This window comes from Monashia sp. HAY1-2A (assembly GCF_056755315.1).
Map to the genome: position 1 here is coordinate 1 of NZ_JBNDHY010000121.1, position 13,218 is coordinate 13,218.

The window sequence follows — 13,218 nt, forward strand, 5'->3', positions numbered from 1 at the left end:
GGCCGAGGACCACCGACTCGGGGACGCCGTCGAGCAGGGCCCCGACCGCGATGGCCGCACCGCTGCCCTGCTGCTCGGACTCCGAGGGCTGTTGGTCCCCGGAACGCTTGCGGTGCCGGGCACCCCGGCGCGCGAGCGCGATGTTGGCGGCCACGTAGACGAGCGAGCCGCCCAGCGCACCGACGAGCGTGGGCAGCAGGCCTCCGGTCGACTCCGCCTCGTCGATGAGGTCGAAGGCGAGGGCCGAGATGAGGACGCCGGCGCCGAACGCCATGACGCCCGCGACGACGCGGCGTGGCACGGAGACCCGCCACGCCACCGCCGCACCGACGACGAGCGCCGCACCGGCGAGCAGCCCCCAGAGACCGGCCTGGACCCAGATCGGCACGCCGTCACTCCCTCGCCCCTGCGGCGACCACCCGGACCCCGGGGGCCGCTCTCCGCCCGGTGTCCCCGGGTCCGGTCACGGCCGGCGCCACGAGGGGCCGGCGTCGTCGTGGCCGTGGGCGCTCATGAGCATCAGGCCACCGTCGACGGCGTACGACGACCCGGTGACGTACGAGGCCCGCGGCGAGGCGAGGAAGGCGACCACGGAGGCCACCTCATTGACGTGGCCCGGTCGCCCGAGCGGGTTGCCGGGTCGGTCGGTCCGGTAGGCGTCCTGCTCGTCCTGCCCGGTCATCTCGGTGGCGATCTCGCCGGGCGCGACGGCGTTGACCGTGATGCCGTGCTCGGCCAGCTCGAGGGCGAGGACCTTCGTCAGCATCCCCAGACCGGCCTTCGCCGCGCAGTAGGCGGCGGAGCCGACGCGTGGCACGTGCTCGTGGACGCTCGTGACGTTGACGATGCGTCCCCCCTGTCCCGCCGCGACCATGCGACGAGCGGCCTGCCTCGAGCAGAGGAACGGCCCGGTGAGGTCCGTGCCCACGACGCCGTTCCACGTCTCGAGGTCGAGGTCGAGGGCGGGGGTCGAGTGGCCGGTGCCAGCCACGTTGACGAGCACGCCGATGCCGCCCAGCGCGTCGGCGAGCCGGTCGACGACGGACCCGGCGTCGGGCGATGAGGCGTCGAACCTCTCGACGGCACAACGTTGCCCGCGTTGCCGGATGTCGTCGGCCGTTCGTTCTGCGCCCTCGGAGTCCTCGTGCATGGTGATGCCGACGTCGAACCCCTCGTCGGCGAGCAGCAGGGCGGTGGCGCGCCCGATGCCGGAGTCGGCTCCGGTCACGACGGCGATGCGGGTCAGCGTTCCGCTCATGGTGGTGGCTCCTTCGATCGAGGACATCCGGCTCCTACCCGCTCGCGCGGTGCGTCGCGCGACCGAGTCGTCAGGCCGGGTTGAGGGGCCCCGCGGGCGACGGGGCCCCGGCCGGGTCCGCCGCGGCGCGCGGCACGACCTCGTCGGTGTCCGACGACGATGCCGTCCCGGGACGGGACACCCACGCCCAGGCGGCCAGGAACGCAGCCTCGCACGCCGCGTCCTGCAGGTACATGCGGCTGATGCGACCGCGCGGCACGTTGACGGCGTCGACGGCCAGCAGCGTCGCCGCCGTGCCGACGCCCAGGGCGCGCGCGACCGGCAGGCGCGACTCGTCGCGGCACAGCAGCTGGGCGGCGCCCACGGTCGTCAGCAGCCCTGCGACGGTGAGCTGCAGCCAGCGGTCCGTCTTCCGGCCGTAGACGGCCTCGAAGCTGCGGACGCTGACCAGCGGCCACAGCCCGCCCGCCACGTTGAACATCCCCTGGGCCGTCGCCACCCGCCGCATGTCGGCCTCCTCCCGTCGTCGGTGCGCTGCCTCCGGCCCCTACCCACCCCTGACCGGGCTCACCGGGGACGGGTCGAGGTCTGCGTGCGGTGCACGCGGGTTCGCCCGGGGTAGGTGAGGCTCGTGTCCACGCAGCAGACGGCGAGACTCGAGGAGGTGGCGCGTACCACCTTCGGGTGGCACCCGTTGCACCCGTACCAGCTCGCGGCGATGGAGCACCTGCTCGAGGGCCGGGACGTGCTGGCGGTGCTGCCGACCGGTGCGGGCAAGTCGGCCATCTACCAGGTTCCCGCGCTGCTCGTGCCCGGCCCCACGCTCGTCGTCTCGCCGTTGCTCGCCCTGCAGCGCGACCAGCTCGACGGGCTGCGGCAGGCGGGCGCGCCGACCGGCGTCCTCGTCAACTGGCAGCAGACGACGAGGCAACGGAAGGAGGCCTGGGAGCTGGTCCGTCGGGGCGAGGCCAGGTACGTCTTCACGTCGCCGGAGCAGCTGGCGAACGAGGACGCGCTGCGGCGGCTGGCGGACGCCGGGGTTGGACTGCTCGTCATCGACGAGGCGCACTGCGTCTCCTCGTGGGGCCATGACTTCCGGCCCGACTACCTCAGGCTGCGGCAGGTCGTCGAGCGCCTCGGCCACCCACCCGTCGCAGCGCTGACGGCCACCGCCGCACCTCCCGTGCGCGACGACATCGTGGCCCGGCTGGGCCTGCGCGAGCCTGCCTCGGTCGTGACGAGCTTCGACCGCCCGAACATCCACCTCGAGGTGCGACGGGCCACCGACGCACGGGACCAGCGGCGGACCGTCCTCGAGCGCGCCGCGGAGCTGCACGGCGACAGGGCTGCCGGTCTCGTCTACACCGCGAGCCGCCGGGCGGCCGACGAGGTGGCCGCGGCGCTCGCGGGGTCGGGGGTCCGGTGCGCGGCCTACCACGCCGGGGTGCGCGGGGCAGGGCGCGACGAGGTGCACCGGGCCTTCCGTGACGGGGGCCTGCACGTCGTCGTCGCCACCTCGGCGTTCGGCATGGGCATCGACAAGCCGGACATCCGGTTCGTCGTGCACGCCGCCGCGCCCGAGTCGCTCGACTCCTACTACCAGCAGGTCGGGCGCGCCGGCCGGGACGGTGAGCCTGCCGAGGCGCTCCTTGTGCACCGGCCCGAGGACCTGCGCCTGCAGACCTTCCTCACCGCCGTGAGCGCCCCGGAGGAGGACCTCCATGCCGTGACGGCCGCACTGCACGCGGCCTCCGGACCGGTCCGTGCGACGGCCCTCGACGCCGAGCTCGGGCTCTCCCGCGCGCGGCGCACGAGGGTGCTCAACCTCCTCGAACAGGTCGGTGCCGTCCGCCTGGTGCGCCGCGGACGCGTCGGGCTCAGGGACGGCGTCACCCCTGAGGACGCCGTGGCCGCCGCCGTGGAGCGCTCCGAGGAGCACCAGCAGCTGATCCGGTCCCGCGTCGAGATGGTGCGCACCTACGCCGAGTCCACCGGGTGCCGGCGGCAGCTGCTGCTGGGCTACTTCGGGGAGCGCCTCGCCGAGCCGTGCGGCAACTGCGACACGTGCGAGGCGGGGACCGCGCGCACCCGTCCGGCCCGACGTGGTGGCTTCCGGCTCGGCGCAGCGGTCGAGCACGACGAGTGGGGCCCCGGGACCGTCATGGACGTGGAGGAGGACCGGGTGACCGTGCTGTTCGAGCGCTTCGGCTACCGGACGCTGTCGGTCGAGGCGGTCAGGGCCAACGGTGTCCTGCGGCGCGCGGACCGAGCCGCTGCGGTTCAGGAGGACGCGCTGTCGCGACGCCAGTCGCCGAACGCGGCGTCGTGACCGGCGGACCCCTGGGCTTCGCGGTGCCGGCCGAGGACGATGCCGAGCAGGACCATGCCGAGGCCGAGCACCAGGTGCAGCCAGTCGTCGGCACGGTTGACCGGCACGAAGTTGGCGGCGGACGTCTTGTCCACGAGCAGCCCGTAGAGCCACAGGACGAGGTAGACGACGCCGCCGCCGACGAGGAAGGCCCGCGAGGCTCCCCACGTCCGGGCCGCGAGCAGACCGGCGGCCCCGTAGAGCAGGTGCACGACGTTGTGCAGCACCGAGACCTGGAAGAGCCCGAGCAGCATCGCGCCGGAGTGGTGGCCGGCCACGCCCAGGTCGGAGTAGTCGGACGTCACGCCCGGCACGAAGCCGGCGATGCCGACGAGGAGGAAGACGAGCCCGACGACGAGCGCCGCGCCCTGTACGGCCGTCCTGCGGCGCGTCGGTGCACGGTCGGTCATGGGTCGATCCGGTCGGGTGGACATGGGTGCTCCTCTCCGCCCGGTGCCCGGGCTGTGGCGATCCCGTGCCCACGGCCGGCCCGTTCAAACCCGGCGCGACACCGTCGGCATCGGTGACCGCGCCGATGAGGCCTCGCGGTCACGGGGCGTCGAGGAGCCGGCGCTCGGCCTCGACGGGGGCGGGCACGACCCGGCGGGCCCGGACCGCCGCGACGAGCTTTGGCACCGCCGCCAGGATCCCGCGCCGGCCTGCCGGGTCCGCGGCCAGGTGGCAGGCCGTGACCAGCACCACGCGCGTCGGGCGCCGCAGCACTGCCGTGAGGAGCCGGTTGCGGGCGATGAGGACCCGACGCGCCTCGCTGTGCTCGCGTGACCTCGAGGGCACGTGCCGTGCGACGACCTCGGGCACGTAGCACAGCGCCCAGCCGCGGGCCGCGAGGTCGAGGGCGAGGCGCTCCTCCTCGCCGGGGAAGAAGACGACCGGGTCGAAGCCCCCCGCCTCGAGGAACGCCGACCGGCGCACGACCGCGCCGCAGGCGATGAACCCGAGGACGCGCGGTCCGGGCTCACCGGGCCGGGTCCCGAGCGGTGAGCGGGCCATCTCGAGGCAGACCCCGTCAAGGGTGCCCTCCTCACCGACGAGGACGCTCCCGGCCACGAGACCGAGCCGCGGATGGGCATCGAGCAGGTCGGCGGCGCGGTCGAGGCCACCCGCCTCCCACCACGAGTCGTCGTCGGCGAAGGCCACGTAGGGGGTACCGGCCCGGCGGACGCCCACGTTGCGGGCCGCCGCCCCGACGTTGCGGCGCAGCGGGACGACCTCGACGTCCGGGAAGGTGGCGGACACCCGCGCTGGGGTCCCGTCGCGGGACGCGTTGTCCACCAGGACCACCGGCCGGGGGTGCCGTGGAAGCGAGCGCTCGAGGTCGGGCCAGCGGTCGCGCGTCATGACGACGACGGTCACGCGCTCCGCGCGGTCGGGCGCCCCGCTCACGCCCCGGCCACCTTGGGCGCCGGCGCGTGCTCGGCGACGGCGCGCTCGAGCACCGCGTCCCAGTCGTCGAGGAACCGCTGCAGACCGAACCGGCGCAGCGCGTGCGCGCGGGCGGCCTCGCCGGCGGCGCGGGCACGGTCACCGTCCGCGCAGAGCTCCCGGACGGCGTCGGCGAGCCGGTCCGGTCGGGTCGCGACGACGCCGGCCTCGCGCGGCACGGCCAGGGGCACCTCGGTGCTGGCGACGGCGACGACGGGCAGGCCGAGCAGCATCGCCTCGACGAGCGAGAGCCCGAGCGACGTCCAGCGGTTCGGGTGCAGGTAGACCCGGCGCCGGGCCATCTGCCGGTGCAGGTGCTCCTGGTCCAGACCCTCCACCGTGCGCAGGCCGCGGGGCACCGCCGGCAGCGAGCGCAGGGCGTGGGCGTCGATGCCGAAGACGTCGACCGGGACGGCCTCCGCCAGGTGGAGGACGAGGTCGGTACCCACCGCCCGCCCTCGCCGCAGCGGCTCGTTGACGACGACGGCGGCCCGCTCCAGCTCGCCCGTGTACCGGTGGCCCGGGTCGACGACCCCGTGGTCGACGACGGTGGTGGGCGCCGACCCGGTGTCCCACATGAGGGCGTTGAAGGCCGTCACGTGGACGACGAGGACGCGGGTCTGGTCGGCCATCGGGTGCCGGTCGAACGGGACCCGTCCACCCGGCACGTTGTGCTCGAGGTAGACCGCGGGCACGTCGAGCCCGGGCCGGCGACCCGTCCACTCGTGCACCAGCTCGCCCTCGTGCGGGCGCTGGAGGACGACGACGTCGAACGGCTCCTCGCGCAGCTGGTCGGGCGACAGCTCCCGGACCGAGTCCGGCCAGTCCCACGACGTGGCCCGTCCGACGCCGTCCGGCCCCCGACCCGGCAGCACCGGGAGGAGGTACTCGTGCGGGCCCTGGACGAAGCCGGTGGTCCACGAGCCGTGGACGTGCCAGAGGAGGACGCGCACGCCGGTCACCCGGCCCGGCGTCCGGCCTCGGACGCCGGGCCGAGGTCGGTGTCGAGGTCCGTCTCAGGCGGGCGGCGCGTGCGCCCGAGGGCGTGGAGGTCCCAGCCGGCCCGACGCCACGTGTCGGGGTCGAGGACGAGGCGTGCGTCGAGGACGGTGCGGCGCCGCACGACGCCGGCGAGCGCGCCCGGGTCGATGCGGGCGAACGTGGGCCAGTCGGTGAGGACCATGGTGAGCTCGGCTGCGGCACAAGCGGATTCGACACCGTCCGCGAGCTCGAGGTCCGGACGGTGGGCCAGGTGGTGGCCGGCCTCGGGGTCGTGCACGCGGACGTGGGCGCCCCGGGCCGCCAGGGTCGACGCGACGGCGAGCGCCGGCGAGTCGCGCACGTCGTCCGAACCGGCCTTGAAGGCGGCCCCGAGCACCGCGATGCGTCGTCCCCGGGGGCTGCCGCCCAGCAGCGCCGCCGCCAGCTCGACGGTGCGCGTGCGCTGGTGGGTGTTGACGTCGTCGACCGCGGCGAGCAGCGAAGCCGCGGCGTCGACGCCGAGCTCGGCGGCCCGCGTCGCGAAGGCGCGCAGGTCCTTGGGCAGGCAACCGCCGCCGAAGCCGAGGCCGGGGGACAGGTAGTGCGGGCCGATCCGCGGGTCGAGCCCGAGCACCTCGGTGAGACGCTCGATGTCGGCGCCGGCGGCCTCGCAGACCTCGGCCAGGACGTTGACGACCGAGATGCGGCTCGCGAGGACGACGTTGGCCGAGGCCTTGGCGAGCTCGGCGGTGCGGGGGTCGGTGCGCACGACCGGCACACCGGCCTCGAGGAGGGCGGCGTAGACCTCCCGGAGACGCCCCTCGGCCACGTCCGAGCTGACGCCGAGGACGAGCCGGTCCGGACGGAGCGAGTCCTCGACGGCGTGCGCCTCGCGGAGGAACTCGGGGTTCCACGCCACCTCCACCCGCCGGCCACCGTGTGCGGCGTCGAGGCGGTCCTGCACCTGCGCCGCCGTGCCGACGGGTACCGTCGAGCGCCCCACGACGAGTGCACCGGGGCGCAGGCGCGGCGCGATCGCGTCGACCGCCGACCAGACGGCGCCCAGGTCGGCGCCGCGTCCGCCGTCGACCTGGGGCGTGCCGACGCAGAGGAAGTGGACGTCGGCGTCGGCGGCCGCGCCGGGGTCGGTGGTGAAGACGAGGCGCCCCGAAGCCACCCCCCGCTCGAGGAGGTCGGCGAACCCCGGTTCGTGGAACGGTGGCAGGGCGGCGGCGAGGCGCTGCACCCTGCCGGGGTCGACGTCGACGCCGACGACGTCATGACCCCAGTGGGCCAGCGCCACGGCATGCGTCGCGCCGAGATAGCCGGTTCCGAGGACGGAGGTGCGCACGGCTCCTCCCATGCCCCGGAACCGGCTCGTCAAACGGGCCGGCCGCGGCCGGACCCGGCCCGGCCACCCGGACGGGGCACGCAGACAGGGCATTTCACGCGCCGGGAAGCACTTCTCCGACGCCGAGCCGTTTGACGGGCGGAGAAGTGGGCATCGCCTCGCAGAGGGGCCCGTTCCCGCTCCGTCCAGCAGGCACCCACGGCATCGGAGGTCTCGTGAAGGTTCTCGGCGTCAACGCGCTGTTCCACGACCCTGCGGCCGCGCTCGTCGTCGACGGGGTCACGGTCGCGGCCCTCGAGGAGGAGCGGCTCACGCGCCGCAAGCACGGGCATCGCCCCGTGCCGTTCGCCGCCTGGGAGCTGCCCGAGCTGGCCGCCCGGTGGTGCCTCGAGCGGGCCGGCCTGGAGGCGTCCGACCTCGACGCGGTGGCCTACTCCTACGACCCTCGGCTGGCCGAGCCCGCCGACCAGCTGGGCCTCGACGACCCGTGGGACCACCTGCGCCAGACGTACGCACGACACGCCCCGGGCTTCATCGCCTCGGCCCTGCCCGGCCTCGACCCCGCGTCCGTGCGGTTCGTCCCGCACCACGTCGCCCATGCGGCGTCGGCAGCCCTCGCCTCGCCCGGACCCGACACCGACGTCCTCGTGCTCGACGGGCGCGGCGAACGCGCCAGCCACCTCGCCGGCTCCTACATCGGGGGCGTGCTGGAGACCCTTGCGGCACAACGGCTTCCGCACTCGCTCGGCCTCCTCTACGAGGAGGTCACCGATCACCTCGGGTTCCTCCGCAGCAGTGACGAGTACAAGGTGATGGCCCTGGCGTCCTACGGGACCCCCCAGTTCGCCGACGAGCTGCGCCGGGCCGTGGTCGCGTCGGCGGACGGCGGCTTCCGCACCGAACCGGTCGAGTGGGCAGCGCTGGCCAAGCGTCGCGCCGCGCACGACCCGTGGACGCAGGACCACGCGGACCTGGCCGCCAGCGTGCAGCAGCGTCTCGAGGAGGTGCTGCTCGAGCTCGTCCACTGGCTGCACGAGCGCACCGGTTCGCGACGGCTCGCCCTCGCCGGCGGTGTCGCCCTCAACTGCGTGGCCAACACCCGGCTGCACGCCGACGGCCCCTACGAGGACATCTGGGTGCAGCCCGCGGCCGGGGACGCCGGGACGGCCCTCGGGGCCGCGCTGACCGTCGCCACCGACGGCGGCGACCGGTGCACGCCGATGCCCGGTGCCGACCTCGGGCGCGAGTGGACCGATGCCGAGCTCGAACAGGTGCTGCGCACGGCGCGCCTGCCCTACGAGCAGGCGGGCGACGTGGCGCAGGATGCGGCCGCCTGCCTCGCCGCCGACGGCGTCGTCGCCTGGTTCCAGGGCCGCAGCGAGTACGGGCCGCGAGCCCTCGGTCACCGGTCGCTGCTCGCCCACCCCGGTCGGGCCGAGAACCTCGAGCGCCTCAACGACGTCAAGGGACGCGAGCAGTTCCGGCCCGTCGCCCCGATGGTCCTCCTCGAACGGGCGAACGAGATCTTCGGGCGCGGGCCCGTGCCGTCGCCGTACATGCTCTTCGTCCACGACGTCGCGCCGCCGTGGCGCGACCGCATCCCGGCCGTCGTCCACGTCGACGGGACCGCCCGGGTGCAGACGGTGGACCCTGTCCAGGAGCCGCTCGTGGCCCGGATGCTGTCGGCCTTCGAGGAGCGCACCGGCCTGCCCGTCGTCGTCAACACGAGTCTCAACACCGCCGGGCGGCCGATGGTCGACAGCCCTCGTGACGCCCTGGAGTGCTTCGGCTCCGCTCCCGTCGACCTGCTCACCCTCGGACCGTTCGTCGTCAAGAGGCCGGCGTGACCGCAACCGCTGCCGTGGCCGGGCGCCCCGACGCCGTCGTCGCGCCGACGACGATCGTCGTGCCGACCGTCGGCCGCGCCTGCCTCGTCACGCTCCTCGAGCGCCTGGCCGGGCAGTCGACGCACGTCACGGCCCCCGTCCTCGTCGTCGACGACAGCGGCCGGGGCACCGGCGGCCTGCCCGGGTGGCTCGAGGAGCTGCCCTACGCGACGACGGTGCTGCGCAGTGGTGGACGCGGACCGGCGGCGGCCCGCAACCTCGGCTGGCGCCATGCCCGGACGGGGTGGGTGTCGTTCCTCGACGACGACGTGCTGCCCGGGCAGGACTGGTACGCGGACCTGCTCGTCGACCTGGGCGACGCGCCCTCCGAGATCGTGGGCAGCCAGGGACGGCTGTGCGTGCCGCTTCCGGCGGACCGTCGCCCCACCGACTGGGAGCGGTCGACCGGGGGGCTAGAGGGCGCCCGCTGGATCACGGCCGACCTGTCCTACCGTCGTTCGGCCCTCGTCGCGGTGGGCGGCTTCGACGAGCGGTTCCCGCGCGCCTACCGAGAGGACGTCGACCTCGGACTGCGCGTCAGCGCCGCCGGTGGGCGCATCGAGTGGGGGCGTCGCCGCGTCGAGCACCCGGTCCGTCCCGCGGACGCCTGGGTCAGCGTCCGTCGCCAGGCCGGCAACGCCGACGACGCGCTGATGCGCCGGCTGCACGGGTCCGACTGGCGCGCGCGGGCGCACGCCCCGCGGGGGCGGCTGCGGCTGCACGCGGTCACGGTCGCCACCGCCGTGGTGGCGGCGGGAGCGGTGGCGACGAGGCACCGACGCGCCGGCGGGGTCGCCGCGCTCGCCTGGGCAGGGCTGACGGCACAGCTCACCCTCGCCCGGGTGCTGCCCGGTCCACGGGACACCTCTGAGATCGGCGCGATGCTCGCCACGAGCGCGGTCATCCCGTTCGCGGCCGTCGTCCACAGCGCTCGTGGCCACCTGCGTCATCGGCGCGCCACACCGTGGACCGGACCGCCGGACCTCGTCCTGCTCGACCGTGACGGGACGATCGTCCACGACGTGCCCTACAACGCCGACCCCGCCGCGGTGCGACCGTTCGAGGGCGCACGGGAGTCCCTGGACCGCCTGCGCGGCAACGGGATCCGCGTCGGCGTCGTGACCAACCAGTCGGGCGTGGGCCGTGGTCTGATCTCACCGGCACAGCTGGACGCCGTCAACCGGCGCGTGTCCGACCTGCTCGGCCCTTTCGACGTGTGGTGCCAGTGCCTGCACGCTCCGGAGGAGGGCTGTGGATGCCGCAAGCCGAGCCCGCAGCTCGTCCTCGAGGCCTGTGACCGGCTCGGCGTCGACCCTTCGCGGACCGTCCTCGTCGGCGACATCGGCTCGGACGTCACAGCCGCCGAGAGGGCCGGGGCCCACGGCGTCCTCGTCCCGAACGGCGCAACCCGGCCCGAGGAGGTGGCCGCCGCCCGGCGGGTCGGGCGTGACCTCGGCACGGTCGTCGACGACCTCCTGGGAGGACGCTGGTGACCCACTCTCTCGTCGTGCGCCTCGACAGCGCCGGAGACGTGCTCCTCGCGGGGCCCGCCGTCCGGGCCGTCGCCGCGGGCAGCCACCGGGTGACCCTGCTCTGCGGGCCCCGGGGTGCCGACGCGGCACGCCTGCTGCCCGGCGTCGACGCCGTCGTGACGTGGCGCTGCCCCTGGGTCGACCCGAGCCCCGAGGCGGTCGGCGCCGAGGACGTGGGCCGGATCGTCTCGACGCTGCGCGACCTGGCGCCGGACCGTGCCCTGGTGCTCACGTCGTTCCACCAGTCGGCCCTGCCGACGGCACTCGTCCTGCGCCTGGCCGGTATCCCCTGGGTCGGGGCCGCCAGCGAGGACTACCCCGGCAGCCTCCTGGACCTGCGACACCACGTGCCGACGCGGGTGCACGAGGTGGAGCGCGCCCTGTCGCTGGTCCGGGCTGCCGGGCACGAGCTGCCCCCCGGTGACGACGGACGCCTGGCCGTGCGCCCGCAGGCACGCCGGTGGCTGCCCTGGCCCGGCGCGGCGTCCTCGCAGCCACAGCCCTACGTCGCCCTGCACCCGGGCGCGTCGGTGCCGGCGCGCGCCTGGCCCGAGCCCGGCTGGAGGTCCCTGGCCACGGCCCTCGTGGCGCGCGGTCACCACGTCGTCGTGACGGGCGGCCCGGACGAGCGGAGGCTGACGGCGTCGGTGACCGCGGCGGCCCGCGGGTCCGGCGGCGCCCCGGCCGGCCGCGTCCTCGACCTCGGTGGCGCCACCACGCTGCCCGGCCTGGCCGGGGTCCTCGCAGGAGCGTCCGTCGTCGTGGCCGCCAACACCGGTCCGGCGCACCTCGCCGCCGCGGTGGGCACGCCCGTCGTGTCGCTCTTCGCCCCGACCGTGCCGTTCGAGTGCTGGCGGCCCTGGGGCGTGCCGGTCGTCGCCCTCGGCCGGGGCGATGCCCCCTGCCGCGACAGCCGGGCCACGACCTGCCCCGTGCCGGGGCACCCGTGCCTGTCCACCGTCACGGCCGAGGAGGTCGTGACGGCCGTCGAGTCCCTGCTGCCGCGCGCCGGCACGCAACCCGTCGAGCCCGAGCAGGGTCGCCAACCCGAGGCCTGCGCCCGCCCAGTCCCAGGAGGTGTCACATGAGGATCGCGATGGTGTCCGAGCACGCCAACCCCCTCGCCGTGCTCGGGGGCGCGGACGCGGGCGGCCAGAACGTGCACGTCGGTGCCCTGGCGGGGCAGCTGGCTGCCCGCGGGCACGACGTCACGGTCTACAGCCGGTGGACGGCCGCGGACGTGCCGACCCGCGTCACGACGGCCGAGGGGTACGTCGTCGAGCACGTGCCGGTCGGACCCCCCGAGGACGTCCCCAAGGACGACCTGCTGCAGTACATGCCGGCGTTCGCGCGCTACCTCGAGGCTCGGTGGTCCGAGCAGCCCGTCGACATCGTGCACGCCCACTTCTGGATGAGCGGGGTCGCGAGCACGCGGGCCGCCCGCCGGGTCGGGGTCCCGGTCGTGCAGACCTTCCACGCGCTCGGCACGGTCAAGCGGCGCCAGCAGGGCGTCCGTGACACCAGCCCACCCGAGCGCCTGGGCCTGGAGCGGCGGCTGTGCCGGGACGTCGACCACGTCGTCGCCACGTGCACCGACGAGGTGGACGAGCTACGCGCCATGGGCCTGCCCGCGCGGCGGGCGACCGTCGTCCCGTGCGGCGTCGACACCGACCTGTTCCGGCCGCTCGCGGTCGGGGACGGCGCCGGCCCCCGGCTGCTGTCCATCGGCCGCCTCGTCGAGCGCAAGGGCGTCGGCAACGTCATCGAGGCCCTCGCGTCCCTGCCCGGCGTGGACCTCGTCGTCGCGGGCGGGCCGGACCCCGCCCGGCTCGACACGGACCCGGAGGTGCGCCGCCTGCGCGACGTGGCCGGACGCGTCGGTGTCGCGGAGCGCGTCCGCTTCCTCGGCGGCGTCGGCCGCGCCGAGGTGCCCCGGCTGATGAACGAGGCCGACGTCGTCGTGGCGGTGCCATGGTACGAGCCGTTCGGCATCGTGCCCGTCGAGGCCATGGCGTGCGGGCGACCGGTCGTCGGTTCGGCCGTCGGTGGGCTCCTCGACACCGTCCTGCCGGGGGTGACCGGCGAGCTCGTGCCGCCGCGGCGGCCCGACGAGGTCGCCGCAGCCGTCCACCGCCTGCTCGAGGACCCCGAGCGCCGGGCGGCGTACGGCCGGGCCGGCCGCGACCGGGCCCTCGCCCTCTACCGCTGGTCCTGCGTGGCAGAGGCCACGGAGGAGGTCTACGGCCGGCTCGTCGCCGCCGCGACCCGGGCGGTGGCACCGTGACCGGCGCCGTGGACCCGCGTCGGGGCGCCGCGGCGACCTCCGTCACGCCGTGCGACCACGCCCACCTCGACGCCCTCGTCACCGCGGCCCGCGCCTTCGAGCCGTGCGTCGACCT

General features: G+C 75.5%; 12 protein-coding genes. 5 read left to right on the forward strand and 7 right to left on the reverse strand.

Features of this window, described 5'->3' with window-relative positions:
* The 3 genes from ACPYOM_RS16305 to ACPYOM_RS16315 form a co-directional block, all read right to left on the reverse strand.
* A partial coding sequence (locus ACPYOM_RS16305; protein ID WP_481346765.1) for a ZIP family metal transporter occupies nt 1-388 on the reverse strand: 388 nt, incomplete at its 3' end.
* A gap of 75 nt (nt 389-463) precedes the next feature.
* Entirely contained in the window at nt 464-1,258 is a 795-nt protein-coding gene (locus ACPYOM_RS16310; protein WP_481346766.1) for an SDR family oxidoreductase, read from the reverse strand.
* 70 nt (nt 1,259-1,328) lie between these two features.
* Entirely contained in the window at nt 1,329-1,766 is a 438-nt protein-coding gene (locus ACPYOM_RS16315; RefSeq protein WP_481346767.1) for a hypothetical protein, read from the reverse strand.
* Between the two features lie 123 nt (nt 1,767-1,889).
* On the opposite strand from ACPYOM_RS16315, the gene ACPYOM_RS16320 reads away from it, so the two are divergent.
* A complete protein-coding gene (locus ACPYOM_RS16320; protein WP_481346768.1) occupies nt 1,890-3,587 on the forward strand; it encodes a RecQ family ATP-dependent DNA helicase in 1,698 nt (565 codons plus the stop codon).
* Here the strand turns inward: ACPYOM_RS16320 and ACPYOM_RS16325 are convergent.
* From ACPYOM_RS16325 to ACPYOM_RS16340, 4 genes are all read right to left on the reverse strand, one after another.
* Nucleotides 3,539-4,036: a DUF4383 domain-containing protein gene (locus tag ACPYOM_RS16325; RefSeq protein WP_481346769.1), complete on the reverse strand. Its 498-nt coding sequence runs from the start codon at nt 4,034-4,036 to the stop codon at nt 3,539-3,541. The genes ACPYOM_RS16320 and ACPYOM_RS16325 overlap by 49 nt on opposite strands.
* Nucleotides 4,037-4,175: 139 nt before the next feature.
* Nucleotides 4,176-5,030, reverse strand: coding sequence for a glycosyltransferase family 2 protein (locus tag ACPYOM_RS16330; protein WP_481346770.1), 855 nt, complete (start codon nt 5,028-5,030; stop codon nt 4,176-4,178).
* The gene (locus ACPYOM_RS16335; RefSeq protein ID WP_481346771.1) at nt 5,027-6,031 is read right to left on the reverse strand and encodes a glycosyltransferase; all 1,005 of its coding nucleotides are present in this window, start codon (nt 6,029-6,031) and stop codon (nt 5,027-5,029) included. Before ACPYOM_RS16335 ends, ACPYOM_RS16330 begins: the two co-directional genes overlap by 4 nt.
* Nucleotides 6,028-7,401: a UDP-glucose dehydrogenase family protein gene (locus ACPYOM_RS16340; protein ID WP_481346772.1), complete on the reverse strand. Its 1,374-nt coding sequence runs from the start codon at nt 7,399-7,401 to the stop codon at nt 6,028-6,030. Before ACPYOM_RS16340 ends, ACPYOM_RS16335 begins: the two co-directional genes overlap by 4 nt.
* Before the next feature lie 215 nt (nt 7,402-7,616).
* Here ACPYOM_RS16340 and ACPYOM_RS16345 point away from each other — a divergent pair, with 215 nt between their 5' ends.
* The 4 genes from ACPYOM_RS16345 to ACPYOM_RS16360 are packed head-to-tail and all read left to right on the forward strand — an operon-like array spanning nt 7,617 to nt 13,103.
* Nucleotides 7,617-9,248 (forward strand): carbamoyltransferase family protein, encoded by a 1,632-nt coding sequence (locus ACPYOM_RS16345; protein WP_481346773.1) that lies wholly within the window; start codon nt 7,617-7,619, stop codon nt 9,246-9,248.
* Nucleotides 9,245-10,780, forward strand: a complete 1,536-nt coding sequence (locus ACPYOM_RS16350; RefSeq protein ID WP_481346774.1) for an HAD-IIIA family hydrolase — start codon at nt 9,245-9,247, stop codon at nt 10,778-10,780. The genes ACPYOM_RS16345 and ACPYOM_RS16350 overlap by 4 nt, the downstream gene beginning before the upstream one ends.
* Nucleotides 10,777-11,907 (forward strand): glycosyltransferase family 9 protein, encoded by a 1,131-nt coding sequence (locus tag ACPYOM_RS16355; protein ID WP_481338800.1) that lies wholly within the window; start codon nt 10,777-10,779, stop codon nt 11,905-11,907. Before ACPYOM_RS16350 ends, ACPYOM_RS16355 begins: the two co-directional genes overlap by 4 nt.
* The gene (locus ACPYOM_RS16360; protein WP_481346775.1) at nt 11,904-13,103 is read left to right on the forward strand and encodes a glycosyltransferase; all 1,200 of its coding nucleotides are present in this window, start codon (nt 11,904-11,906) and stop codon (nt 13,101-13,103) included. The genes ACPYOM_RS16355 and ACPYOM_RS16360 overlap by 4 nt, the downstream gene beginning before the upstream one ends.
* Nucleotides 13,104-13,218 lie beyond the last annotated feature (115 nt).

Excerpts from the sequence above, each read along its gene's own strand:
- ACPYOM_RS16315 (WP_481346767.1), bottom strand. The coding sequence starts at position 1,766 with ATGCGGCGGGTGGCGACGGCCCAGGGGATGTTCAACGTGGCGGGCGGG.
- ACPYOM_RS16325 (WP_481346769.1), bottom strand. The coding sequence starts at position 4,036 with ATGACCGACCGTGCACCGACGCGCCGCAGGACGGCCGTACAGGGCGCG.
- ACPYOM_RS16360 (WP_481346775.1), top strand. The coding sequence starts at position 11,904 with ATGAGGATCGCGATGGTGTCCGAGCACGCCAACCCCCTCGCCGTGCTC.
- ACPYOM_RS16310 (WP_481346766.1), bottom strand. The coding sequence starts at position 1,258 with ATGAGCGGAACGCTGACCCGCATCGCCGTCGTGACCGGAGCCGACTCC.